The organism is Gymnodinialimonas phycosphaerae, from assembly GCF_019195455.1.
Lineage (GTDB): Bacteria > Pseudomonadota > Alphaproteobacteria > Rhodobacterales > Rhodobacteraceae > Gymnodinialimonas > Gymnodinialimonas phycosphaerae.
In genome coordinates this window covers 2,459,355-2,484,363 of record NZ_JAIMBW010000001.1, presented here as the reverse complement: position 1 = coordinate 2,484,363, position 25,009 = coordinate 2,459,355, and the positions used below count along the sequence as shown (strand labels likewise).

General features: G+C 62.0%; 23 protein-coding genes. 15 read left to right on the top strand and 8 right to left on the bottom strand.

The genetic code is table 11. The annotated features are described in order from the left end of the window. Position 1: 1 nt before the first annotated feature. From hisD to KUL25_RS12290, 5 genes are all read right to left on the bottom strand, one after another. Positions 2-1,297, bottom strand: a complete 1,296-nt coding sequence (hisD, locus tag KUL25_RS12310) for a histidinol dehydrogenase (RefSeq protein ID WP_257893204.1) — start codon at positions 1,295-1,297, stop codon at positions 2-4. Between the two features lie 323 nt (positions 1,298-1,620). After that, a complete protein-coding gene (locus KUL25_RS12305) occupies positions 1,621-2,799 on the bottom strand; it encodes a serine hydrolase domain-containing protein (protein WP_257893203.1) in 1,179 nt (392 codons plus the stop codon). 1,487 nt (positions 2,800-4,286) lie between these two features. Further along, on the bottom strand, positions 4,287-5,039 hold the full coding sequence (locus KUL25_RS12300; protein ID WP_257893202.1) for a glycerophosphodiester phosphodiesterase: 753 nt from the start codon (positions 5,037-5,039) through the stop codon (positions 4,287-4,289). Beyond that, complete coding sequence (locus KUL25_RS12295; RefSeq protein ID WP_257893201.1) at positions 5,036-5,902, bottom strand: carbohydrate ABC transporter permease; 867 nt, start codon at positions 5,900-5,902, stop codon at positions 5,036-5,038. Before KUL25_RS12295 ends, KUL25_RS12300 begins: the two co-directional genes overlap by 4 nt. Continuing rightward, the gene (locus KUL25_RS12290; protein ID WP_257893200.1) at positions 5,889-6,758 is read right to left on the bottom strand and encodes a carbohydrate ABC transporter permease; all 870 of its coding nucleotides are present in this window, start codon (positions 6,756-6,758) and stop codon (positions 5,889-5,891) included. The genes KUL25_RS12295 and KUL25_RS12290 overlap by 14 nt, the downstream gene beginning before the upstream one ends. Positions 6,759-6,891: 133 nt before the next feature. Between KUL25_RS12290 and KUL25_RS12285 the strand changes: the two genes are divergently transcribed. From KUL25_RS12285 to KUL25_RS12245, 9 genes are all read left to right on the top strand, one after another. Further along, positions 6,892-8,136: an ABC transporter substrate-binding protein gene (locus tag KUL25_RS12285; RefSeq protein ID WP_257893199.1), complete on the top strand. Its 1,245-nt coding sequence runs from the start codon at positions 6,892-6,894 to the stop codon at positions 8,134-8,136. 76 nt (positions 8,137-8,212) lie between these two features. Then, entirely contained in the window at positions 8,213-9,283 is a 1,071-nt protein-coding gene (locus tag KUL25_RS12280) for an ABC transporter ATP-binding protein (protein ID WP_257893198.1), read from the top strand. 464 nt (positions 9,284-9,747) lie between these two features. Then, positions 9,748-11,004 carry an extracellular solute-binding protein gene (locus tag KUL25_RS12275; RefSeq protein WP_257893197.1) on the top strand — a complete coding sequence of 419 codons (1,257 nt, stop codon included), beginning with the start codon at positions 9,748-9,750 and terminating at the stop codon, positions 11,002-11,004. Between the two features lie 52 nt (positions 11,005-11,056). Continuing rightward, on the top strand, positions 11,057-12,097 hold the full coding sequence (locus KUL25_RS12270) for an ABC transporter ATP-binding protein (RefSeq protein ID WP_257893196.1): 1,041 nt from the start codon (positions 11,057-11,059) through the stop codon (positions 12,095-12,097). After that, positions 12,094-12,954 carry an ABC transporter permease gene (locus tag KUL25_RS12265; protein ID WP_257893195.1) on the top strand — a complete coding sequence of 287 codons (861 nt, stop codon included), beginning with the start codon at positions 12,094-12,096 and terminating at the stop codon, positions 12,952-12,954. The genes KUL25_RS12270 and KUL25_RS12265 overlap by 4 nt, the downstream gene beginning before the upstream one ends. Continuing rightward, positions 12,951-13,823, top strand: a complete 873-nt coding sequence (locus KUL25_RS12260) for an ABC transporter permease (RefSeq protein WP_257893194.1) — start codon at positions 12,951-12,953, stop codon at positions 13,821-13,823. Before KUL25_RS12265 ends, KUL25_RS12260 begins: the two co-directional genes overlap by 4 nt. A gap of 12 nt (positions 13,824-13,835) precedes the next feature. Then, entirely contained in the window at positions 13,836-14,657 is an 822-nt protein-coding gene (locus KUL25_RS12255) for a glycerophosphodiester phosphodiesterase (RefSeq protein WP_257893193.1), read from the top strand. Further along, on the top strand, positions 14,654-15,730 hold the full coding sequence (locus KUL25_RS12250) for an endonuclease/exonuclease/phosphatase family protein (protein WP_257893192.1): 1,077 nt from the start codon (positions 14,654-14,656) through the stop codon (positions 15,728-15,730). Before KUL25_RS12255 ends, KUL25_RS12250 begins: the two co-directional genes overlap by 4 nt. 147 nt (positions 15,731-15,877) lie before the next feature. After that, the gene (locus tag KUL25_RS12245) at positions 15,878-16,963 is read left to right on the top strand and encodes an ABC transporter ATP-binding protein (protein WP_257893191.1); all 1,086 of its coding nucleotides are present in this window, start codon (positions 15,878-15,880) and stop codon (positions 16,961-16,963) included. On the opposite strand, the gene KUL25_RS12240 is transcribed toward KUL25_RS12245, so the two are convergent. Next, a complete protein-coding gene (locus KUL25_RS12240; protein WP_257893190.1) occupies positions 16,917-17,795 on the bottom strand; it encodes an ABC transporter permease in 879 nt (292 codons plus the stop codon). The genes KUL25_RS12245 and KUL25_RS12240 overlap by 47 nt on opposite strands. A 28-nt stretch (positions 17,796-17,823) precedes the next feature. Between KUL25_RS12240 and KUL25_RS12235 the strand changes: the two genes are divergently transcribed. Next, positions 17,824-18,432, top strand: coding sequence for a lytic transglycosylase domain-containing protein (locus KUL25_RS12235; RefSeq protein ID WP_257893189.1), 609 nt, complete (start codon positions 17,824-17,826; stop codon positions 18,430-18,432). Between the two features lie 388 nt (positions 18,433-18,820). On the opposite strand, the gene KUL25_RS21845 is transcribed toward KUL25_RS12235, so the two are convergent. Next, a complete protein-coding gene (locus KUL25_RS21845; protein WP_345790987.1) occupies positions 18,821-19,087 on the bottom strand; it encodes a hypothetical protein in 267 nt (88 codons plus the stop codon). Between the two features lie 178 nt (positions 19,088-19,265). Between KUL25_RS21845 and KUL25_RS12230 the strand changes: the two genes are divergently transcribed. From KUL25_RS12230 to KUL25_RS12220, 3 genes are read left to right on the top strand one after another with little or no spacing between them, the layout of a single operon-like run. Then, a complete protein-coding gene (locus KUL25_RS12230) occupies positions 19,266-20,426 on the top strand; it encodes a DUF3363 domain-containing protein (RefSeq protein WP_345790986.1) in 1,161 nt (386 codons plus the stop codon). Positions 20,427-20,441: 15 nt separating this feature from the next. Further along, entirely contained in the window at positions 20,442-22,439 is a 1,998-nt protein-coding gene (locus tag KUL25_RS12225; RefSeq protein ID WP_257893188.1) for a conjugal transfer protein TraG, read from the top strand. A gap of 5 nt (positions 22,440-22,444) precedes the next feature. After that, positions 22,445-22,879 carry a CopG family transcriptional regulator gene (locus tag KUL25_RS12220; RefSeq protein WP_257893187.1) on the top strand — a complete coding sequence of 145 codons (435 nt, stop codon included), beginning with the start codon at positions 22,445-22,447 and terminating at the stop codon, positions 22,877-22,879. A 262-nt stretch (positions 22,880-23,141) separates the two neighbouring features. Here KUL25_RS12220 and phnF read toward each other — a convergent pair whose 3' ends face one another. Next, positions 23,142-23,870, bottom strand: coding sequence for a phosphonate metabolism transcriptional regulator PhnF (gene phnF / locus KUL25_RS12215; RefSeq protein ID WP_257893186.1), 729 nt, complete (start codon positions 23,868-23,870; stop codon positions 23,142-23,144). A 93-nt stretch (positions 23,871-23,963) separates the two neighbouring features. Between phnF and phnG the strand changes: the two genes are divergently transcribed. Together phnG and phnH are read left to right on the top strand one after the other, a co-directional pair. Next, complete coding sequence (gene phnG, locus KUL25_RS12210) at positions 23,964-24,440, top strand: phosphonate C-P lyase system protein PhnG (protein ID WP_257893185.1); 477 nt, start codon at positions 23,964-23,966, stop codon at positions 24,438-24,440. Continuing rightward, positions 24,440-25,009 (top strand): phosphonate C-P lyase system protein PhnH, encoded by a 570-nt coding sequence (gene phnH / locus KUL25_RS12205; protein WP_257893184.1) that lies wholly within the window; start codon positions 24,440-24,442, stop codon positions 25,007-25,009. The genes phnG and phnH overlap by 1 nt, the downstream gene beginning before the upstream one ends.

Sequence of the window (25,009 nt, the reverse complement as noted above, 5' to 3'; positions counted from 1 at the left end):
CCTACTTGTCGTTCGATTGCAGGCGATCCAGCCGCAATTGCGCCGCTCGCCGATGCCCGTCCAGCCCCTCGCTCGCGCTCTGCCGTACGGCGGGCGGCGCAACCCGGCGCACGCCCTCGGGTTCTATCCACTGATGGGTGACAACCTTGACGTAGGACCCGACCCAAAGACCGCCGGTATAGCGCCCGGCAGCCATGGTGGGCAGCGTGTGGTTGGTTCCGCAGCACTTGTCAGAATAGACCACGCTGGCCATTTCGCCGATAAACAACGACCCGTAATTGCGCAACTTCATGGCGAGCGTTTTCGGTTCGGCGGTATGGAGTTGCAGATGCTCCGCCGCGATGACATCGGAATAGGCGATCATCGCCGCCTCGTCCGCGCAGACGGCGATCTCGCCCTGGTCTTCCCATGCCTGAGCGGCGGTCTCGGCGGTGGCAAGTTCGGTCAGTTGGCGTTCGACTTCGCGCTCCACAGCCTCGGCCAGCGTGGCGTCGGTCGTGATCAGGCCGACGCGGGTGCGCACGTCATGTTCGGCCTGCGCCAGCAGGTCGGTGGCGATCATCTCGGCGTCGCCGGTGTGATCGGCGAGGATGTAGATCTCGGACGGACCCGCCAACTGGTCGATGCCCACCGGGCCGAAAACCTGCCGCTTGGCCTCGTTCACGAAGGCGTTTCCCGGGCCCACGATCTTGTCCACCGGCGGCACGGTCTCGGTCCCGACCGCCATCGCAGCGATCGCCTGCGCCCCGCCGATGCGGAAGATGCGGTCGGCGCCGGACAGGTGGCACCCGGCGATCATCGCCTCATGCGCGTTGGGCGGCAAACAGGCGATCACCTCGTCGACCCCAGCGACCTTGGCCGGGACGATCGTCATCACCGGGGCGGACAGCAGCGGATAGCGGCCGCCCGGCACATAGCAGCCGACCCGCTCGATGGGCACGATCCGATGGCCCAGATGGACGCCGTCCAGTATCTCGATTTCCAGTGGCTGCATCGTTGCAAGTTGCGCCTCGGCAAATGTCCGGACATTGGCGATGGCGAATTCGGTATCCGCGCGGGTCTGACGATCCAGCCTGTCCAGCGCTGCCTGCCGTTCGGCCGTCGATACCTCGAATTCCGCCAGGTCGCAGCGATCGAATTTCGAGGCGTATTCGCGCACGGCTGCGTCGCCTCGGTCCTGCACCGCGGCGATCACGTCGCTCACCGTCTTCCGGATCTCGGACATGTCCCCTGACGTGACGGCCTTCGGCTTGCGAAGAAAAGTGACACCATTCGCGGATACCGGACCTTCAGTCATTCACATGTCCTTTCGGGTGGGATGATGGGCAGAAAGCACGAACACGCGCCCTTGTTTCCTTGTTTTGCATTCGTTTTCATTGCGGATCAAGATCCATGCCGCCCCTCATCGCGTCCCACCAGTAAAAAGCGCGGGAACGCAGTGTCACCGACACGGATTGATCCGACGAAAGACCCAAGGTTTCCATAATGCAAATGGCGTCGGACCCGAACAACGGGCACGGCGGCATCCCGAGCGTGGCCGCCGATACGATACGCATCGGGCGTGCCAGATTCGAATGCAATTCCATGCGGTTTTTGCTGCCCGATGCAGGGCGTGACACCTCAGAGGCGTTCGGCAATGGCGTCAAGCAACCGCAGGGTCGCCGCGTCGAGCTCCGGGTCGGCAGCCGCCGCCTGACTGGAGAACTTGACGATCGTCGCGCGGTGCCGGGGGTTGATGTAAAGCCATTGACCGTGGATGCCCTTTGCATAAACACAGCCGTCCCGATCGCCGCGCGCATACCACTGGTTTCTGTAACGATGACCGGGCAGCAACCCACCCCAATCGCCGTCCCGCCATGCGGCGGCATCGCCGCCATGGATCGTGTCGGACACGAAGGCAGGCGACAGGACCTGGCGCCCGCCCACCGCGCCGTTACAGCGCATGATCTCTCCCAACCGCGCCAGATCGAACGCCGTGCAGGAAATGCCGCCGGCGGACTGCGCCATGCCGCGCCGGTCGACAGTGACATGTGCCTTGCCCTCGCCGCCCATCGGCTCCCAGAGCACGTCCGACACGAACCGGTTGAAGCGCTGTCCGACCGCGCGCTCCAGAACCACGCCGATCATGTCCGAATTTGCCGAACGGTAGCGAAACGGCCCGCCATGATCCTCGTCGCCTTTTCCAATGGTGGTCAGCAGACCGAAATGGTCGATCTCTTCGCCCGGTTCGGGTGGATCCCACAGTACTGCCCGGCAATAGCGTGCGCCGAAGCCCGATGTGCCAGCATAGGTTTCGTCGATGTCCAGGGACACCTGCATATCCAACAGGTTCCTGACCGTGGCATCGCCGAAACCGGAACCGGCACATTCGGGAACAAGGGTCACGATGACGGCGTCGAGATCCAGGTGCCCTTCAGCCCATGCCACACCTGCAGCCAATCCGGTGATTGATTTGGACACCGAAAATGCAAGATGCGGCGCATGTGCATCCGCATGAGGCGCGGTCCAGAGCGCAGCAGGGATACCGTCCTTGCACGCAAGCACGATGTCCGTGTCCAGATCCCGCAGCGCGCAAGATATCGACGTCCTGCCATCACCGGTTTCTATTTCATCCGTCAGAAGCGATCCGAATTCCGGGGCTGTCGGGCGCGAGGTTTCCAAGTTGATGGAAGCCACCGGCACGAGCTTGTCCACATTCGAGAACGCCCAGTCGCTGTGCGGCTTCGTCCGCCAGTTCCCAAGATCGGCAAGCCCCTGTGATTGATGTGGTTCCGCTTCAGTTGACTTGTCCGCGGTCACTTTCCATTGACCTTTCCCTTTTCATGGCAAGCACAGGTCCAGCGCCCGGGTCGATCAGGCGATCACCTGATGAAGTGATAGAGAAATCCAAAGCCTTCTCAAGCATTTTTTTCCATGAGTGCATTCTGAAGAACATTCGATCCGGAATGAAATAATTGGATGTGACGTGTTCGGAATTTGGAATTCTTTCCTTCTAGAGATGTCTGGCTTGATCGTTCTAAATCGTGACGACGGGGATCTGGACCGGCCCCAATTTTCGATCCTTACAAATATATGAAGGGATGGTGAATCATTATTTATCCAATTGCCGTTTCGAACATCTCTTCAAGAAAATCTCTCGATTGGCGACAAGGAATCAAGAAGCTTTGAATGCGAAAAGCGCATGCATCAAAGGCATTGACCTGCTCTGCTGAAGAGCGCGGGATATGGGCCGGTCTGTCCTGAAGTGGTTCATCTGTCCCGGAAGGGCCCATTGCTCGGAAAGTCATGACCCCAAATGATTGCCCGTTTTCTGGCCTGTGGTGGACTGTTTCAGTGGTGCCGCGCAACCTCGGTATATCCAAGAACTTCCTTCAAGTATGTTGCCACTGTAGGCATGCAGCGTTCTGAAAGTGTGGGTTCTTGTCTCGACTCACGCAGTAACTTTGGCATCCAAATGTCACCCACACACATCATTTCGAGACATGGTTCGCGCGCCGATATTGGTAAGGTGTTGTTTTTAGTAGGTGAACTGGTAGCGGAGGAGCGTTCTATTCAATTCCCGATACTTCAGTTCAGGAAGATACCTTTTTGACTGGGAGCTCTGAGGAATTTAGCGATCGAAAACGAAGAAAGGTAGCTACAAATCGTTCGAACGTTTCAGGTGGGCTTGGCGCACCGGATGCATGCTCGATGGAGTTTCGTCTATTTCAGTCGCACGACGCGGAGGCATGAGAGGGTGGCACTCTGTCAACAATCATTGGCTGATCATAAAACAAGTCCTATGGGTGGGCGTCCGCTTGCTGGCAGAGAATTTGCTGAAAAAACGCCTAATTGCCAAATCCCTCCTCTGCTTCGAACGGCATGAAGCTTTTTGACAGGACGGTCGGTGGAAACCCCGCATGGCCAAGATCGGCATCCGTTCCTGCAATCAGATGTTCGCAACTTGGCTGCCGCATACAATGCGATCTGAGCGAATTGCAACGAAAACCCCTGAACATTTCTCGGAAGACCGTATCACAATTTTTCGGCTGCAGCTTCCAGTGCTGCCACCGTTGGGCCCTTCGGCGACACTACTGACTTGGCGGCTGGGGGCGGGTTCGTTCTCCATAAAGGATGCGAGACAGTTCAAGCGGACCAAGCTTCTTCCGGGTGCATCCTTCGGATCCCGGACCATTGTCCTTGGTTGAAGTGTCCTGCATGCCTGTGATGCAGGCAACTCTCAGACGAGGTGTTTGCCTTCGGCACAGGAGCATTCTGCAGCGTCGACCCTAGCTCGCCAAGTGCCCTCAGGCACCAGTGCCGCGCACCAATCGATCTCGGATCACCACCGCCGAGTTGGGGCGATCCGTTGTGAACACCGAAAGGTCGTTTTCCAGCGCCCAGACAATCGCTTCATCCTCCAATACTGCAAAGGCGCCAACGGTCAGCCCCTTGTCACGAAGCATGTCCAGCATCCCGTCGCGTAGCGACAGATGGTGCGGCGCGACATGATCTATCCCGGATGTTTGTGCGAGATGAGCCACCGCCTCTGGCGAGGTCAGGCGCATGATCGGATCGGCGACCAGCCAGATCAGGTCTTTCGCTGCCACCCGCTCATCCGCCAGCGCGGCCAATGTCGGCAGGTGGAACGAGGTCAGAACCGTGCGATCCAGCAGTCGATTGGCTGCGATCATCGCCACTGTTGCCTCGCGCAGGCCCGGATAGGGCCTAATCTCGGGCCCCGGCTTGATCTCGCAACGCAGCAAGAGGTGAGTTGGCGCCAGCAATTCCAACCCCTCGGCCAAGGTCATGATCTGTCCTCCGCCGTTGGAGATCGTTAACGCCTTGATCTCGGCCAAGGTCTTGTTAACCAATTGGCCCGTGCCATCGGTCACACGCGCGACGTCGCTGTCGTGAAAGATAACGGGGACGCCATCGGCGCTGAGTTGCACGTCGAATTCGATCTGCTCGACAGCAAGTTTTGCTGTCTCTTCGAAGGCAAGCCGCGAGTTTTCGGGCCAGATCGCGGCACCGCCGCGATGTGATGCGATGTCGGTCATCGGAACGATCCCATTGTGATGCCCCGGATCAGGTGCCGCTCGGCCACGGCATAGGCGATCAGCAACGGCACCAGCGTGATCATGGTTCCCGCCATTACCAGGGGCCAATCCGGCAAAGCCCCCTCTTGGTCCCGCAGCAGGTAGCGCAATCCGATCTGGATCGTGCGCATATCGTCGGAGGTGGTGGCGAGCAACGGCCAGATGAACTCGTTCCACTGGCCCATGAACGCGAACAGCGCCACCACCGCGATCGCGGGCCAAGACAGCGGCACGATGATCGTGCGCAGGATCATTCCCGTGCTCGCCCCGTCCATCCGCGCCGACTCGTCCAGCGCGCGGGGGATCGTCAGCATATGCTGGCGCAGGAAGAACACCGAAAAACCCGAGGCGAGAAAAGGCACGATCAGGCAAACAAACGTGTTGAGCAGGTTGAACCGCGCGAAGGTCAGATAGTTGGGGATTAGCGTGATGTGGTTGGGGATCATCAGTGTGCCGATAACGGCCAGAAACAACAGATCACGGCCCCGGAACTCGGCCCGCGCGAAGGCATAGGCCGCGAGAATCGCCGTGACCGTGCTGCCCAGCGTCACGGCCAGCGTGACCACGACCGAGTTGATGAAATAGCGCGGGAATGACACGCCTGTCCATGCCTCGACATAGGCGCGAAAGGTCGGCGGCCAGAAGCGCGCGTCGGCTGCGTTGACCTCAACAGGATTCAGAAAGGAAATCCGGGCGATCTCCCATAGCGGATAAAGCACGACCAAAGCGAGAAACCCTAGGAACAGCACTCTGAGTGGCGCGCGCATGCCGCCGCGTTCAGAGGGGGTCACGACAACGCCCGCCGCACTTTCAATCGTAGCCATAATGCACCTTCCGCCCGATGGTGACGATTTTCAGAACTGTGATCCCGATCAACAAGGCAAAGAGGAACAACGCGACAGCCGACCCAAGCCCGACATTTGCACCATCGAAGCCGACGCGGATCAGGTAATAAAGAATTACCTCCGTCGCTCGCGCGGGGCCGCCTTGGGTCATCACTTCTACGAAGGTGTAGACTTGGAAACCGTTTATGACCGACAGGATCAGCAGGAAGAAAGTCGTCGGCATGACCAGCGGAAAGGTCACGTCACGGAACTGGTGCCACGAGCGTGCACCGTCCATTCGTGCGGCCTCGTAAAGCGCCGTAGGGATCGCCTGAAGGGCTGCGGCATAGATCACGACCGAATAGCCAAACTGCTTCCAGACCTCGACGATGGCGAGCGAAAACAACGCCACATCCGGATCGCTGAGCCAACGCACCGCAGGCAAGCCAAGGGCGTTCAACACCCGGTTGAATGTCCCGATCTCGGTATTCATCATCCAGTCGAAAATTACGCCGATGGCGACCGCCGACATCACCGTCGGCATGAAGTAGACTGACCGCAAAAGACGGTTGGGCCGAGTAGGCGGCGCGACGAGCACCGCCACCGCAAGGGCGAGACCCAGCGTCGGCGGCACGGAAATCAATGTGAATAGAACGGTATTCCAGAGCGCGTTCTGGAACTGCCCGCTGGTCAGCATGACAACGTAATTCCGCGCGCCGATGAATTCTGGTTGCGGCATCAGGAAATCCCAGCGGTGCACGCTTAGCCAAACGGAATAGACGATCGGCCAATAGACAAAGAGCCCCAGGATCAGGCAGGCGGGCAAAACGAACAGGTAGGGGCTGAGGCGCGTCATCTCAGTGACTTACACATCCGAACGTATCAACTGCGTGACGAACGCGTGACATCGTTTATCACACAACGGTCATCGGAGTGTTACGCTGCCTCGCTACCGTTTTTGGGAATTAACCAAACTCGGGGACCTTCTCATGCGACTGACAACTTGCGCCATTGCGCTTTGCCTGGCGGCCACCGCCGGTCATGCCCAAACCCAGGTTGAATTCTGGCACGCCTTCAGCGGCAACAACGGCACCGCTGTCGACGAATTGGCCGCGATGTTCAACGAAAGCCAGGGCGATTATCAGATCGTCCCGGTCTACACTGGCAACTATACCGAAGGCACGCAGCGCCTGACCGCTGCCATTGCGGGCAACACTGCGCCGGGCCTCGTCATGCTGGAAATCACGCGCTATGGGCTTTTTGCCGACCGCGGTGCGCTTGCGCCCTTGCAGCCCTATCTGGACGCCGCAGGGGCTGAGTTGACGGACCGCATTCGTCCCTTCGCGCTCGATGCGTCGCGTTATCTGGGCGAGTCGTATGTGCTGCCTTTCAACGTTTCCACCCCTGTCATGTATTACAACCGTGACCTGTTCCGCGCCGCAGGCCTCGACCCCGATGCGCCGCCGACAACCTGGGACGAAGTGACCGAGCTGGCGCGAGCGCTGACGATACGCGACGGCGATACCGTGATGCAGTGGGGCATTGTGACCCCGCCGCAATGGGTGCGTTGGGCGATGACCAACCAGGCTGGCGGTGGCTGGGTTGACCCAGTCAACAACGCGGTGCAGATCGACATGCCGGAGTCCATCATGGCGTATCAATACGCTGCCGATTGGGTAAACGTGCATGGCGTGGCTTCACTCGAGGCAGCGCTGGATGAGGACGTGGGCGATCAGTATTTCGATACTGGCCGGGCAGCGATCGAGTTTAACTCCACCGGTGGCTTGACCGGAAATTTGGAGAACCTGCCGTTTGATCTCGGCGTGGCGCCGCTGCCTTGTCAGGCAGTCTGTGCCGCGCCAATCGGCGGCGCAACGCTCGGTATCGTCGCTTCTGCCCCGCAGGAGGTTCAGGACGGCGCATGGGAATTTATCGAATATGTCACGACCGTGGAAAACAACGCCTTCGTCTTCGTGCGCACCGGCTATTTGCCGATTGTAGAGGGGGCCATCGAGACCGATCTGGCGCAGGAAACCATTGCGGAATACCCCGCGTATCTCGTCGCCAACACCCAGCTGGAAGTGGGCTTTGGCCGTGCTCGCCCGCCTGCAATGCCCGCGATCCGCTCAGAAGAGCCCGCGGTATGGCAATCCATTGTTCTGGGCGAGCAGACCGCCGAAGAGGCACTTGGCGTCTTTGCGGACCAGATGCGCGAGATGATCGCCGCCAACTAAGCCGCACGGGCGGACTACCTGCATTGGCCGGGGGGGCGTTGTTCCTCCGGCCAATCGTATTTTGGATCAGGCAGATATGACCAACATAACCCTCTCGGGCCTTCGCAAGGCTTTCGGTGTGACTGACATTCTCAAGGGAGTCGATCTGCACATCCGTGGCGGCGAATTCGTCGTCATCCTCGGCCCCTCTGGCTGTGGCAAGTCCACCCTCCTGCGCCTGATCGCCGGGCTGGAACACAAGTCCGCAGGTTCCATCCAGATCGGTGAGACCGAGGTGTCGGGGCTGGAGCCAAAGGATCGCGGCTGCGCCATGGTGTTCCAGAATTACGCGCTCTATCCACACATGACCGTGGCCGAGAATATCGCCTATTCCCTCCGGGTCGAGGGCCTGCCACGCGCCGAGCGCCGACGCCGGGCCGAGCGAACCGCCAAACTGGTACAACTGGACGGCTTGCTGGACCGCAAGCCGAGTGAATTATCCGGTGGTCAGCGCCAGCGAGTCGCCATGGCACGCGCGATCATCCGGTCGCCATCGGTGTTTCTGTTCGATGAGCCCCTGTCGAACCTCGACGCCGAATTGCGGGTCCAGATGCGCCACGAGGTCCGGCGGATCCACGAGGATGTGGGCGCAACCTCGGTCTATGTCACCCACGACCAGGTCGAGGCGATGACGCTGGCCGACCGACTGGTGGTCATGCGCGACGGCGAAATCCAGCAAGTTGGCACGCCGTCAGAGGTCTACGAGACGCCTCGCTCGCTGTATATCGCGCGCTTTATCGGCTCTCCCTCCATGGGCACCATTCCGGCGACGTACTGGGGTGAGGCTGGGACGATTTTATTGTCCGACGGGCAGCAGATCGCGTTGCCGGGTCGTTCGGAACACCTGCGCGATGGGGCGGCTGTGGTCGTGGGGATCAGGCCCGAGGCGTTGCGCTTCGGCATGGTTGGCGCGACGCTGACCGCCACGCATCAACTGAGCGAGGAGTTAGGCAATGCCCGCCTGCACCATCTAAGGGTTGCTGGCGAAACGGTGCCCATCGTCACACCGGACAAGCGCCAACTGTCCAAAGGCGATCCTGTCGAGGTCTGTTTCGATCCCGATGACCTCCACCTCTTCGATGCATACACCGGTTTGCGGCTGGACTGAAAGCGCGCTGCCAAACCCTTGTGCCACCCGGACAGAGCCGCAAGGTGCCCCACAAGTCTGGCATGGGGCGCGGCAAAGGTTCCTGTCTGGTGGCGGCCTGCATGGCTGCGAATGAGCGATCCGTAGAAGGTATGGTGCATCCACACTTTCAGCCGGTCCTCGGGGGTAGGGGCGGGATCCCGGCCAGGGTCGCCGCCCGCGCCTGCACCTGCTGCATCCGATGGTCGGCAATTCGCATTTCGTCCTGAAATGGGCAGGGGTGACAAAAGATGACAGCGCGGCATCCCGCCTGCGCGTCCGACATCGCCGGTGGCAAACCGCGCATGTTTAAAAACTGTTACCGCCCCGTTGCCTCAGGTTCATTGGCACGCGCTAAAGCTTTGTCACACCTGTTTCAACGACATCAGGCTTTGCTCTGGGCATATGACCTCAAGGCGCGGGCGCTGATAGAAAGGATCTTGCAAATGTCTGTCACCGCCCGCCTTGTCTCAACAACGCTTCTTGTCAGCGTCATCGCCGCCTCGACCGTTTCCGCGCAGCAGCCTGTCGGCGCCGAAACGTTCAATTTCGAAAGCCCGGTCGACTTCTCCACATTGACGCCCGGGTCGTTTGAAGCAAGCCTTTTGCCCCTCGCGACAGGCACGGAGATCGTCTTCTACGATTTCACGGAATCCTTTGGCCCGCTGTTCGTGGACAACCTGATCCCGGCCTTCAATGCGATATATCAGGACATCACCGTCACCCACGTCTCCATCGACGGCGCCGCCGGCGTGCAGCAGTTGATCGCTGCCCATGAAGCCGGGCGCGAGTCGCCTGCGGACGTGTTCTTCATGCCCAATGGCCAGGTCCGCCTTGCCAACGAATCCGGCGTGATCGCGAACCTGCCGCTGAACACGATGCTGCCCTCCGCGCCCGATCTCGCGGAAGAGGCCGCGACTGTATCGCGCGGGTATTTCCACGGCGACGTTGTGGTGCCGTTTCACCGCAACCAGACGGCCATCGGCTACGACACCCGCAGCCTTGCGGCAGAGCAGGTGCCGCAGACATTCGCGGCCATCCTCGATTGGGCGCGCGAGAACCCGGGCCAGTTCGCGATGACCTCGCCTGCGGGCGGCGGATCGGGTGGCGGTTTTCTCGAAAGCGCGATCTTGGGGCTTGCCTCAGGCGAATGTGTGGCCCAGGCGCAGGATTTCACCCTGACCCCGGAACAGGCTGTCGAATGGGCAGCAGGTGACTGTCTTGACCCGGTGATGGCCTATTTCGCCGAGCTGGAAGAGTTCGTCGAAATCACCAACGGCAATACCGATACGCTGAACCTGATCGCCAATGGCGTGGCCAGCATCGGCACCGTGTGGGAGGATCAAACCTTTGACTTCATCGGTCGTGGCCTGCTGCCGCCGACGGTACGCACCACGCTTCTGGAAAGTGGGCAGGTCGGCGACGGCGACGGCATCATGATCCCCTCCGGCACCGACAACGTCGCGGCGGCGCTTTTGTTCGTGAACTTCCTGCTCTCGGACGAGGCGCAGGTGATCAAGGTCGGCCTCAACGGCTCGCGCTCCGCCCGGACCGGGCTGGACCTCTCTGCGGCCATCGACAGCGACATGGCCGATCGGTTGATCCCGACCGATCTGTTCAACGCCCGCAGCCGCGCGCGGATCGCCGGTGTGGTCAGCTCTGCCGCCACGGATCGGTTCGTGGTGGATATTCTTCAGCAATGATCGCTGCCTGCTTCCAGCCCCCTCACACCTGTTCGGTGCGGGGGGTGCGACCATGAGCACCCTGCATCTGGATGGCATCGCCAAGAGCTTTGGCGACGCCACTGCCCTTCACGCCCTGTCGCTCAGCGTGGCGGACGGGGAATTCGTCACCCTGCTTGGCCCTTCGGGCTGCGGCAAGACAACTCTGATGCGGATTATCGCCGGGATCACCCAGCCCGACCGGGGCGAGATCCGGATCGATGGTCGCGCGATCCATGCCCTGCCGCCCGAGCGGCGCAATATCGGGCTTGTGTTCCAGTCCTATGCCCTGTTCCCGCACATGACGGTCGCCGCCAATGTCGGTTTCGGGTTGAAGATGCGGGGCATCGCGCGCGCTGATGCCGATGCGCGGGTGGCCGCCGCCCTCGATCTGGTGGACCTTGGCGCGTTCGCGGAGCGCTACCCAAAGGCGTTGAGCGGCGGGCAGCAACAGCGCGTGGCCCTAGCGCGGGCTGTGGTGATCGAGCCTGATATCCTGCTGTTTGATGAGCCGCTCTCGAACCTCGACGCCAAGCTGCGTGACCAGTTGCGCGACGATCTGAAGGTTCTGCAACGCCGCCTCGGCATCACCGCGATCTATGTCACCCATGATCAGGCCGAGGCCATGGCGCTGGCGGATCGGATCCTTGTGATGCAGGCGGGGCGGATCATCGAGGAAGGCGCGCCCGTGGCGCTCTACCGCCAACCCCGCACCCGATTTGCCGCAGAGTTCCTGGGGCAAACCAATGTTTTACCGGTCGTCCGACAGAACGGCCAAGCCGTGCTGCCCTGGGGCCAGCCGATTATCGCAAAGGCCGCCGCCGAGGCCACTCATGTCTCGTTGCGCCCCGAAGACATCGCCATGGTGCTCGACCCGGAAGGCCCCGGCGAGGTCCGTTCAGTGACGTTTCTGGGGGCCAGCGTTGAATGTCGCGTGGCATTTGGCGATCTGGAAATTCGGATGCGCGATACCGGAAGCGGGGTGGCCCTTCCGGCCGTGGGCCAGCGCGTCAGCTTTAACACAAGGACGCCGCCGCACCCCTTGGGCGAGGTGGAACTAATGGCCCTTCCATGAGCCTCTTGCACCGCGCCGCCGTCCCCATCCTCCTCCTGCCCGCCGGAGGCTATCTGGCACTTTTCTTCGGCTTGCCGCTTCTGCTGGCGTTTCTGGGGGGCTTTGGTCTTTTTACCCGTGGGGCACAGACAGGCTTCACGCTGGAGCATTACCGCGCGCTCTTAACCACGCAGGCCTACCGTGACGGCCTCTGGTTCTCCACCTACCTCGCGATTGTTCCCACCCTCGCCAGTCTTGCCCTGTCCCTGCCGCTGGCGGTGGCGCTCGCGCGCACCCATCCGGGACAGCGGTTGTTCAACATCCTTTACAAGGTGCCGCTGGTCGTGCCCGGCATCGTCGCGGCCTTTGTCGTGATGACCATGTTTGATCGCGGTGGATTGGCCGCGCGGGTGCTGGCCCCCGTTGGCATCGACCTGCCGAAACTGGTGCGCGATCAATGGGCCATTGGCGTGATCATCGCGACATCGTGGAAGGCCGTGCCCTTAATGACGCTGATCATCGGCGGCTCGCTGGCCTCGATCAACCGGGACATTCTGTCGGCGGCGCGCACCCTCGGGGCCGGGCCGCTCGCCACCTTCTGGCGCATTCAGGTGCCGCTTGCCTTGCCGGGTATCACCGCGGCGTTCCTGCTGACCTTCATCGGCGGGATGGGGGCCTATGCGGTGCCGAACCTTCTGGGGCCGGTCTATCCCTTGCCGCTCTCGGTCCACATGTATGTCAACGCGTTCGAGCGCAACAACTGGGGTCTTGTCTCGGCAATGGGCACGGTACTCAGCCTGATATCCATTTCGGTCCTGCTGGCCTATTACCGTGTAACGCGGGGGATGCGGCGCGTCTTTGGTGGAGAACAACGATGAACATCGAGCACCCGCAAACCGCGGCAAAAGATCACCGTCTGCCCTTCATCAAAGCGGATGGGCGCTGGATATCCCTGGGCCTCGGCGCGGCCTTCGTCGTCGTTCTCGGGATGCCGCTGCTGGTGACGGTGCTGTGGTCCCTAGTCGATCCACAGGTCGGCTGGTTCGCGCCCGATATCCTGCCAACCTCGCGTGCACTTAATCATTGGTCCGGAGCATTGCGTAATCCAAGCATCGTCAGCGCGCTTGGCCTCTCCATCGGCATCGGCATCGCGGTCACGATCCTGACGGCCACCCTTGCGTTGCCCACAGCCTATGCGCTGGCCAAACTGCCATTCAGGATGAAGCGCTTTGTGGAGGTCTTCGTCCTCGCCCCCCTGATCGTGCCCGGTATCATCGTGGCTGTGGGCATCGGCGCGATCTTCTTTCGCCTCGATCTGGTCTATACCGTTTCCGGCGTGATTCTGGTGCAGACTGTCGGAACACTGCCACTGATGATCCGTATCCTCGCGGCCACGATCGAGGCCATTCCCAACGATCTGATCGCCGCCGCCCGCACGCTAGGGGCGGGGCCGGGCGCGATTGCGCGGTACATCCTGATCCCGCTGGCTTGGCCCGGATTCATCGCCGGCGGCCTCCTGACCTTCGTGTCATCGTTCGAGGAATTCGAGAAGACCTTCATCATCGGATCGCCTTTCGTGCAGACCCTGCCGGTGATCTTGTGGACCTACCTCGGCGGGCGCGGCATTATCTTCCCGAATGCCGCCGTGGTGACCTTCATCCTGCTGGTGCCCATGCTCATCGTCTTTTTTCTGGCTGGTCGCGTGTTGCGCGACGATGTCCTTGCCTCGGGCATGGGCAAACTCTGAAGGGACACTTCAATGCAATGGGATTTCGCAACCAACGGCTTTGTCCATGTCTGTGGCCACCGCGGCCACTCGGTCGGCGCGCCGGAAAACACCGTCGCCGCCTTCCTTGCCACCCGTGCCCACGGTGGCACCACCGCCGAGATCGACACGGTTTTGACCGCCGACGGCGAGATCGTGCTGATGCACGACCTGAGCGTCGACCGGACAACGGACGGGAGTGGGATAGTCGCCGATATCCCCCTTGAAGCGATCCGCCAGCTGGATGCGGGCGGCTGGTTTGCTCCAGCCTTCGCGGGCGAGCCGGTCCTGACCCTGACCGAGGCCCTCGCGGTGGCCCGCGATCTGGATCTGGGCTTCGAGGTGGAGATCAAGGAACGCCGCAATCTGCCCCACTATGCCAAACGGTTGGCCGAAGTGCTGGAGGACCCTGCCGACAGGGCGCGCGTCATGATGATCTCCTTCGACCATGTGAGCCTGCGCTGGCTCAAGACCCAGATACCGGGGATCACGACCGGCGGTATCGTCCATGCCCGCCATGGCGACCCGGTGCAGGTTGCGGTCTCGGCCCGACTTGACGAGTTGTGCATCGACCTGTCCGTCTGGGATGCAGGGAATGCGATGCGGCTGCACGAAGCAGGTGTCGTCAATCGCTGCCACGCCTATTCTCCCACCGTGATCGAGCGTATCACGCTCGCAGGTCTCGATCCGCGTCCTTCCCTCAAGGACGCGCTGGCGGCTGGAGCCATTGATACGTTGTCGAGCGATGATGTCGGATGGGTCGCCGCCCTTGTGGCAGAGGCCGGTGTCGCACCCCCAAGGGACATCGACGCATGACCAATTGGATCCATCGCCCCGTGTTGCAAACCGTCCAGGCCCTGACAGAGGTGCCCGCCCAGACGCGCGCGCGCCTGCGTGACGGCCCAGATGACATGGCCAGCTTTCGCGCCGCCCATGACGCCATCCCCGCCCTCGCCCAGATCGAGGTTGGGTCGGTGTCGCCCGCTGGCCCGGACGGGCAGGGGACCATGCGCATCGTCGCCTGGAATGTCGAGCGCCTGCGCCATCTGCCGCAAACGGCCGATGTCCTGCTGCGCGAGGGTGCTGATGTCTGCCTGATGACCGAGATCGACAAAGGCATGGCCCGGACTGGCAACACCCACCGTACGGCGGAATTGGCGAAGGCTATTGGGCAGACCTACGCCTATGGTGTCGAGTTCGTCGAGCTGGACCTTGGGACGGAAGGCGAACGCGCCGATCACGCCGAGCAAGCCAACAATATCGGGTTTCACGGCAACGCCATTCTGTCGCGGCTGGCGCTGCGCCGTCCCGTCCTCTTCCGGCTGGAGGCTGAGGGCAAGTGGTTCGGCTGGACCCGGGGCGAGCCGCGGGTGGGCGGGCGCATCGCCATCGGCGGGCAAGTGATGCTCGACGGGGTCGCGGTCACTGTGGTGGGCGTGCATCTGGAAAGCCATTCAGATCCGGCGCATCGCGCGGGCCAGATGGTGCGACTGGTCGAATTGATCGGGCACTATGATCCCTCTGCCCCCGTCCTGATCGGGGGAGATGTGAACACTTCGACGCGCAGCTGGGCCGAGCGGACCGCCGGGGTGCCGGAGGATCCGCAGAAGCGGTCTGATGTCGTGCCGCACGAGCCGATGTTCGACACCATGGCCGCTGCTGGCTTCGATTGGACCACGTGCAACGTACCCCATATGCCAACCCAACGGTTTCTCGATCCCGACGACGCGCGCGCAACGGGCCGGGTTCCAGGCAAGATCGACTGGTTGTTCAGCCGGGGCCTTGTCGCCTCCGAGCCGAAAGTGGTCCCGGCAGTCGGTGAGGACGGCACTATCCTGTCCGATCACGATGCTATCGCAGTTACCGTTCGCCTGCCCCGTGCAGATTAGCGGACAACGTCATGAACGGCTCAACAATTGCTGAAAATAGCGGCTCCTCGGCTCGTTTGCCCCATTGCTATCGCTAATCGCTAATCGCCAATTGGCCTTCGGAAATATGGGCCCTACAGTGCAACGGCAACAAATGGATGACGCGCCATGACCCTTCAGATCGACGGCCTGACAAAGCGTTTTGGCGGCCAAGCCGTCGTGGATGGCCTCAGCATCGACATCGCCGAGGCGGAGTTCTTCGCCATCGTCGGCGCATCGGGTTGTGGCAAATCCACCCTTCTGCGCCTGATCGCGGGGCTGGAGACTGCTGATGCAGGCAGCATCCGCCTGCACGGCGAGCCGGTCAGCGGCCCGGGCTTGCACGTCCCGCCCGAGGGGCGGGGGTTTGGCGTGGTGTTCCAGTCCTACGCGCTCTGGCCGCATCTTGATGTCCGCGGTAATGTCGCCTTCCCGATTGAAACCGCCGGCGCTTCACGCAATGACGCCGCCCGCGCCGCCGACCGACACCTCGCCACGGTCGCGTTGCAGCCGTTCGCCACCCGTCGTCCGGCGGAATTGTCGGGCGGGCAGCGGCAGCGCGTGGCCCTTGCCCGCTGTCTGGCGCAAGGCGCGCGCACGATCCTGATGGATGAGCCGCTGGCCAATCTCGACCCGCATCTGCGCGGCGCGATGGAGCGCGAGCTGCTCGCCTTCCACGCGGCCTCTGGCGCAACCACCCTCTACATCACCCACGATCAGCGCGAGGCGATGGCGGTGGCGGACCGGATGGCGGTCATGTCGGCGGGGCGGTTCCTGCAAGTCGGCACCCCGCAGGAGATCTACGAGCGTCCCGCTTCGGAGGAGATTGCGCGCTTCATCGGACAGGGCGTCGTTCTGCCGGTCGAAATTGCGCAAGGCACCGCCCTGATCGCAGGTCAGCGCGTCTTCCTGCGCGTCCTGAACGGTGCCGAGACCGGCCCGCGCAGCGCGATGCTGCGACCCTCTGACATCACGGCGACCGATCCGGGTGCAGAGGGGGCCGTCGCAGGCCGCACCCTCTCGGTTCTCTATCGCGGCGGCTTGTGGGAGGCGTTGGTTGCCGTGGAGGGTCTGGCCGAGCCGTTGCCGGTCCACCTGAACCGCCCGGCGCGCGCGGGCGAGGCCATCGGCCTGCGGTTGACCGGCGGCTGGCTTCTCCCCGAAGCCGCTATGGCCGCCAAGGCACCACGCCGCGCGGCAGCCAGCGCCCCATGATGTCGAGCGCCAGCAAAAGCCCGATCTTGGCCACTACCGTCACCGCCGCCATCGCAGAGGCCAGCGTCGTGGCACCGCCACTCTCATAGTTGTAGATCGCGGTGCCGATGGTCTCGGTCCCCGTCGACCACAACAGCGCCGAGACCGTGATCTCGTTATAGGCGATCAGGAAAACGAGAATTGCGCCGGATGCGGCGGCAGGCGCCAGCAGCGGCAGCGTGATCCGCCAAAGCCGTCGCCAATAGCCCGCGCCCGCGACCTTTGCTGCCTCGTCGAGCGCCGGGTCGAGTTGCAGGTAGGCCGCCGATATCGGCTTCAGCGCCACCGCGAAGAAGGCGCAGAGATAGGCCCCGAAGATGATGCCAAGCGTGTTGTAGATCGACACGTCCAGCCATGGAAGCGGGCGGATGAAGGTAAGGATAAATGCGACCGACAGCACCAGGCCGGGGATGGCGTAAGTGATTTCGGCGGCAAAGGCGATGCCCCGCCCGATGCCGCGCGCCACGCCCGGCGGCCCGGACAGCAGCCGCGCCAGCAACACGCAGGCCGCCGCGATGACCAGAGCGGCAAGACCCGCGGTCAGGGTCGAATTGCCAAATGCGCGCGCGGTCACCGATTGCTCGAACAGGATCTGGCGAAAATTGGCGAGGGTTGCCGTTTCGAGCGTCAGAGGCAGGCCGTAGGTCACCACTAGCGCCGTCCCGAACAGCGCCGTCACCGGCAGGATCAGGATCACCACGATCATCGCCGCCATCGCGATCTCGACCAGCGGACGCGTGCGCCCATCCGACATCAATCGCTCTGCTTGTACCACCGCGCTCGTGTTGACCATGTGCGCTCCGTCTGCAGTGGCACCGACGATGGCGATGGCACAAGATCGCATGCCTGAAGCAGCCGAGCAGCAGTCGTTTGACGCCCACATCGCAGAAGCCGCGCAAAGGTTTGGCGTTCCAGCCGCGTGGATCAGCGCTGTGATCGAGGTCGAAAGTGCGGGCAATCCGCGTGCCGTCAGTAGCGCAGGCGCCATGGGTCTGATGCAGATCATGCCCGGCACCTGGTCCGACTTGCGCCGGAACCATGGCTTTGGAGATGACCTTTTTGATCCCCGCGAAAACATCCTCGCCGGAACGGCCTATCTGCGCGCCATGTACGACCACTTCGGATCGCCGGGCTTCCTTGCGGCCTACAATGCAGGACCTGCGCGATACGCAGAATATCTCGCCACGGGACGCTCCCTACCCACCGAAACGCGCAACTTCCTTGCCGTTCTGGCGCCAATCATCAGTGCGCAGCAGGATGCTACTTTTGCTGACGAACTGCCGTTGCGACCGCAGGACTGGCGTGAGGCACCGCCATTTGCTGCGACTCCAATCGCGACCATGGACGAGGCTGTAACCGGCCCTCAATCCGATGACCGCGATATTCCGCACGGCTTGTTTGTGCCTCTCGGCCGATCGGAAACGCCATGAGCATGAAGTTCGCACACTCGCGCAGGCTAGCGTGCTCCGCCGGCGAGTTCCGTCAGAGTGAAGGGAAGCACGAAATCTCTACGGAAAAGTTGCGAGATAAAAGGCCTGGCACTCTGGCCAGGCATGCGGTTGTTTGTTGGATCAATTTACCGTGCCGGTTCAGGACCAACCGTGCCGGCTTTTTCGGCAAGCATCTGATCAAAAAAGATTTTTGTAGTGCCGATGCCTTTTGGCAAGGATCAATGCCATGAGCCGGAACGACAATTTTCGTCCGCGCCGTGGCCGCATCCTAAACAGGGACCCCTCATCTCGCCGGGTCACTAGGTTCGTCGGCGAAGTCATTCGTGCGGCCCGAAAGACCGGCCATATGGGGAAAGGTTTCGGTGGATCAGGAGGCCGCGGAGCTACCGACGGCCGGGGACGTTTTGTCCGGACCGCCAAAGGGCTCCCCCGCACTTCCCGCCGCGTCGTCATAAAGGCTCGAGTAGTCCGACACCGTGGGGCCCGATACCGCTCCGCTCCGCTCGCCCAACACATCGGTTATCTGCAACGCGACGGGGTCAGCCAGAACGGGCAACGCGCCGATTTCTTTGGCCACGACAGCGACACGGTTGAAGGTCGTACACTCTCGGCGACTTGGGAGGAGGATCGCCATCACTTCCGGTTCATCGTGTCGCCCGAGGATGCCCAAGAACTCGAAGACCTGCGCGCCTTCACCCGCGACCCGATGGCTCGCGCCGAGCGTGACCTGGGCACGAAGCTCGACTGGGCGGCAGTTGACCACTGGAGCACCGACAACCCGCATGTCCACATTCTCGTGCGCGGCAAAGCCGATGACGGTCGAGACCTGGTCATCTCACGAGACTACATCGCCCATGGCCTGCGCGCGCGCCGAAGTTCTTGTGCAACTCGAACTCGGCCTCCGGAGCGCGCGCGAAATCACCAGCGACCTGGAACGCCAGGTCACCACCGAACGCTCGACCGACCTTGACCGCGGGTTGCGCGCCTTGGCCGACGATCATGCGCGCATTGTCGATCTGCGCCGGGGAACGCCAGAGCCCCGCAACCCGGAGCTGCGCCGCCTGATGATCGGGCGCGCGCAAAAGCTGGAGCGATTGGGATTGGCGACGCCCGTCCTCCCAGCCGTTTGGGAGTTGAAGCCGGGGGCAGAAAACACACTGCGCGATCTCGGCCTGCGTGGCGACATCATCAAGACGATGCATCGCGCACTGGAAAATGGCCCGGACTGCGCGGATTTCGACTTCGCTATCGAAGGCACGCCCACGAGCCCAATTCTCGGTCGGCTCGTCGAGAGGGGCCTGCAAGACGAACATCGCGACACGGCCTATGCAATCATCGACGGGGTTGACGGGCGTGTTCATCACCTACGTTTTCCAGAAATCGCGGCGACCGGCGACACGGGCCAAGGTGGCATCGTCGAGGCGCGCCTGTGGACCCCGAAAGCGGGCGGTCGACCGCGGCTGGCACTGGTTGGCAGGTCCGATCTGGACCTGTCCGCTCAGATCGGGGCCAAGGGCGCGACCTGGCTCGATCGGTTGCAACTGGCTCGTGATCGCGTACCGCTAAGTGGATCAGGGTTTGGGGCTGAGGTGCGGACGGCCATGGCCTGCCGCGCAAACAATCTCGTGGACATGGGGCTGGCGCAACGGCAGGGAAAACGGGTGGTCTTCTCCCGCGACCTCCTTTCCATGCTGCGGACTCGCGAACTGGAAGCGCAGGCAACAAAGCTCGCTACGCAGACCGGTCTGATCCGCTACCGCCACCACGAGGGCGACGCTGTCGAAGGGACCTACCGCCAACGCCTCAATCTCGCCTCGGGCCGCTTCGCCATGATCGATGACGGGCTGGGGTTCTCCCTCGTTCCCTGGACACCGCAATTGGACCGGCAACTCGGACGCTCGGTCTCCGGAATGGTCCGCTCGGGTGGTGGTATTGATTGGACCCTCGGTCGCCGTCGCGGCCTCAGCCGCTGATTGAAAGGAACACCCATGCGCCAGACCGACACCGCGCCTGCCACCGTGATCCTCTGGGGACAATTCGTGATTGTCAGCCTCGTTGTCCTCACGTTCCTTTGGGCCTCCACGCAATGGGTCGCCTTCCGTCTCGGACACCAAGCAGCACTCGGCCCGCCGCTGACCGATCTCTTCGGCTGGCCCATCTACCGACCTTGGGACTTCTTCCTCTGGTGGTATTGGTACGACGCCTACGTCCCGCGGGTCTTCGTCGAAGGCGCCGCCATCGCGGGCGCAGGAGGAATTGCCGCTATCCTGGTCGCCATCCTCCTGTCGGTGCTGCGCGCCCGCGAGGCGAGCGATGTCAGCACCTACGGCTCGGCCCGATGGGCAACGGCATCAGACGCAACTGCAGCCGGATTGCTCAGCGAGGACGGGGTCGTCCTCGGTCGGCTTGACCGAAGCTACCTCCGCCATGACGGCCCCGAACATGTGCTCTGCTTCGCGCCGACCCGGTCCGGCAAGGGCGTGGGGCTCGTCATCCCCAGCCTGCTGACCTGGCCCGGATCTGCCATCGTCCATGACATCAAGGGTGAGAACTGGCAGCTAACCGCTGGCTGGCGCGCACGGATCGGACCCGTGCTACGTTTCGATCCAACAAACGAGGCCAGTGCCGCCTACAATCCCCTACTCGAGGTCCGGCGCGGCGTCCGGGAGGTACGCGATGTCCAGAACATCGCCGACATACTTGTCGATCCCGATGGGCTCCTGGAGCGGCGCAGCCACTGGGAGAAGACCAGCCATTCCCTACTGGTCGGCGCGATCCTGCATGTCCTCTATGCCGGCGAAGACAAGACACTGGCCGGAGTCGCCACTTTCCTCTCCGATCCAAGGCGCAGTATCAACGCGACGCTCAACGCAATGCTCTACACGCCGCATTTGGGGGACCGGCCGCATCCGGTCGTGGCACAGGCCGCACGCGAACTTCTGAACAAGTCCCCGAACGAGTGTTCTGGCGTTCTCTCCACCGCAATGTCCTTCCTCGGCCTCTACCGTGACCCTGTGGTCGCCGCTGTGACGTCCCGTTGCGATTGGCGGATTGCCGATCTGGTCACCGGTGAGCGCCCAGTGACGCTTTATATCGTGGTGCCACCGTCCGACATCTCGCGCACGAAACCATTAGTCCGACTAATCCTGAACCAGATCGGCCGACGATTGACCGAAGATCTCGTAACAACCAGGCAGCAACACCGGCTTTTGTTCATGCTCGACGAGTTCCCGGCCTTGGGCCGCCTCGACTTTTTTGAGACGCAACTGGCGTTCATGGCGGGCTACGGTCTGAAGGCGTTCCTGATCGCGCAGTCGCTGAACCAGATCGAGAAGGCCTATGGCCAGAACAACGCCATCCTCGACAATTGCCACGTCCGCGTCGCCTTCGCGACAAATGATGAGCGGACCGCGAAGCGTCTATCCGATGCCCTCGGTACCACGACCGAGTTACGCGCCATGAAGAACTACGCAGGTCATCGGCTTTCGCCCTGGCTTGGGCACCTGATGGTCTCACGGCAGGAGACGGCGCGTGCATTACTGACTCCCGGCGAGATCATGCAACTGCCGCCCGACGATGAGATTGTTTTGGTCTCCGGCGCCCCGCCAATTCGCGCCCGAAAGGTTAGATACTTTGCCGATGCTCAACTCAAGACGCGCGTGATTGAACCGCCGACTGGCATTGCGCAGTCCCCACTCAAACCACCGATGGATGATTGGAGCGCGATGACACCGATAGCCTCCCCTGCGAATGACCCCGATGCCACAAGTGCCGAAGACGAAGAAGGAGGCATTGATCGAGCGCATGAGTTGCCGGAAAAAGTGAAGAATGCGCCAGTTCCTTCTGCACGAGAGGCGGAATTCGAAGGCTTGGATGATGACACACAAGACAAAACAGCTTCCGCCCAAACAGTTCTCGAACGTGGACGCTCCGTGGCACGGATGGCCGCGATGGACCCGAGTGACGATTTGGGCATGTCGGATTAGAACCGATGGCAAAAATCCGCCTCAACGTCTACTTTGATCCCGACCTCTTCGACCAGCTTGAGGCCACAGCTACCAGCCGACGTGTCCCAATGACCCATATTGTCGAGGCGGCGCTGGCCTCCTTTCTGACGCCCGATGAGGCAGATCAGCGCGAAGCAGCCCTTGTGAGACGACTAGATCGCATGATGAGGGCGATCGAGCGGTTCGAGCGTGATCAGGAAATAACAGGCGAGGCGCTGGCGCTCTTCATCCGCTTTTGGCTGTCCGCCATACCTCCCGTCCAAGACGACCTCCGAGAGGCTGCAATGGCCCAAGGAAAGGAGCGCTACACCGGATTTGTCGAGAACCTGGCACGGAGGTTGGCGAAGGGGTCAACGTTGGCAAAGGAACTGAGCCGTAATGTGAAAGGGGATGCGGCCGATACGGCGGGTGGAATCTGAGGACTAGCGTCAGTGGGCGGTGAGCGGACGTTCGCTGCATAGGCGAAGGTGTCATGACGTCCGCAAGAAACCGACATTCGTTTAGCCGCGACTCTTGCTCTTTTCAAAAAGCAAACTCCGGTTTTCCATCGGCAATGACAGTCGTACTTCGGCCATTGAGGCTTTCTCAAGATATCGTCCCTCGACACCCAGTTTTTGCCCTTCTGAACGGCGACTTTTTCTATCAATACGGCGCTTGGGACAATGGTCGTGTTCACTATGTTTAAACGACTTGCTGAATTCGGCCGTCGCCCAAAATCAGAGTTACACGATCAGCGGCAAACCAGGTCCTTCCGAATTCGACCGGTTTGCCCGACGTGTCGACGTTGATCGCCACGGTGCGCAGCATTGGGTCGCCGACCGAAAGCTCCAGCAGCGTGGCGTGCGTCTTTGAGGCCGCTTTGGCTGTGATCTCGGTTGATTTGCGCGTGTAGTCCGAAAGCCCCTGTTTCTCCAAAGCCTTGGTGACCGATCCTTGCTCGTCGAGATGAGTCAGCAGATCCGGAAAGCGCGCCGCCGGAAACACAGAGCAGAACAGCGCCAGCGGCGCGCCGTCGGACAGGCTGATGCCCTCGTAAACATGCGCGGGCTCGCCTTTGCCCAGACCAAGCGCGCCCGCCTCTTGCTTGTTGGCCCCCCGCGTTTCCAGCGACAGAACACGCCGCTCGGGCACGCGCCCGGCCTCAGACAGGTTTTGTCGAAACCGCGTGCGGCGCCCTATTCGGTACGGCGTCGGCACATGCCGAACGAAAACGCCGGCTCCGCGTCGCGAGTGAACGATGTTCTGCTCGGCCATGTCTGCAATCGCACGGCGTACGGTGTGACGGTTTACGCCGAAGCGCTCAGACAATTGCGCCTCGGTCGGCAGGCGCTGACCGGGCGGATAGTGGCCTTCGCTGATGTCACGGACCAGCGTGTCGCGGATGGCGGTCCAAAGGGCAGTGCGTCCCATGTCATGAAACTTTCATTCAACAAAGCTTGCACTCGGGCCGGATTCGGCCATAGCAAGTTTGTATAGTTGTATAAAAATAGACAAGTCCGCAAGATGTCGAATTCCCAATCTGATCTGTCCCTCTCTGTGGCCGCCCGCAAGCGCCGACTTTCGATCTTTGCCAAGGCGGGTGAGGAAGCGCTGGCCCCTCTGTTCGAGCGCTTCGCTGTGGCCCACCCGATCGAAGACTACACAATCCTGCGCGTGCCGGAGGTGGGCACCAGCATGGTGCGGGGTCGGACGGGTGGCTCCGGTGCCGCCTTCAATCTGGGAGAGATGTCAGTGACGCGCATTTCGGTACGCCTGCCTTCGGGCGCGGTAGGCCATGGTTATGTGCAAGGCCGCTCGAAAGACGCCGCGCGGATGGCCGCGCTTCTGGATGCGATGGCTGAGGATGGGTTTGCCGACGGTGTCGACGACCTTGTTACGACGCCCCTTGAGGGGGCCGCTCAAACAGCGCGCGCGGCACGGGCCGCAAAGGCTGCGGCGACGAAAGTCGAGTTCTTCACCATGGTTCGAGGAGAGGGTTGATGCAAAATGCTGTTCTGGACGGGGGTCTTGCCGATCCTGCTCGGGATGCAGCGCACGCTTTTCGCGCCGCGCTTGATGCCTTGTCGCGCCCCGGAAGCATTCGCCAGATTGCGGGGGCAACGGCTCCGGCCCCTTGCTCTGCTGCGGCAGCGACCCTGATTGTCACGCTGTGCGATCCGACCACGCCGTTGTACGTGGCGCCGTCCCACGACACTGAGGCGCTCCGCGACTGGATCACCTTCCAGACCGGTGCGCCCTTCGTAGCGGCAAAGGATGCGGTGTTTGCCATTGGAACATGGGGCGCGCTTGCGCCGCTTGGCGCCTACTCCGTTGGAACCCCGGCCTATCCGGATCGCGCGGCGACGCTGATTGTCGAGGTGCCTACGCTGGAAGCCGAAGGCGCGGTTCTGACCGGGCCGGGTATTGAGAGCACGGCCCGTTTGAACCTGGCAGAGGTCGCGGCCTTCCAGACTAACCGGGCACAGTTTCCCTTGGGCCTCGATTTCTTCTTCACCTGCGGAGCGCGCGTCGCGGGCCTGCCGCGGTCAACCCGCGTAACGGAGGGATAG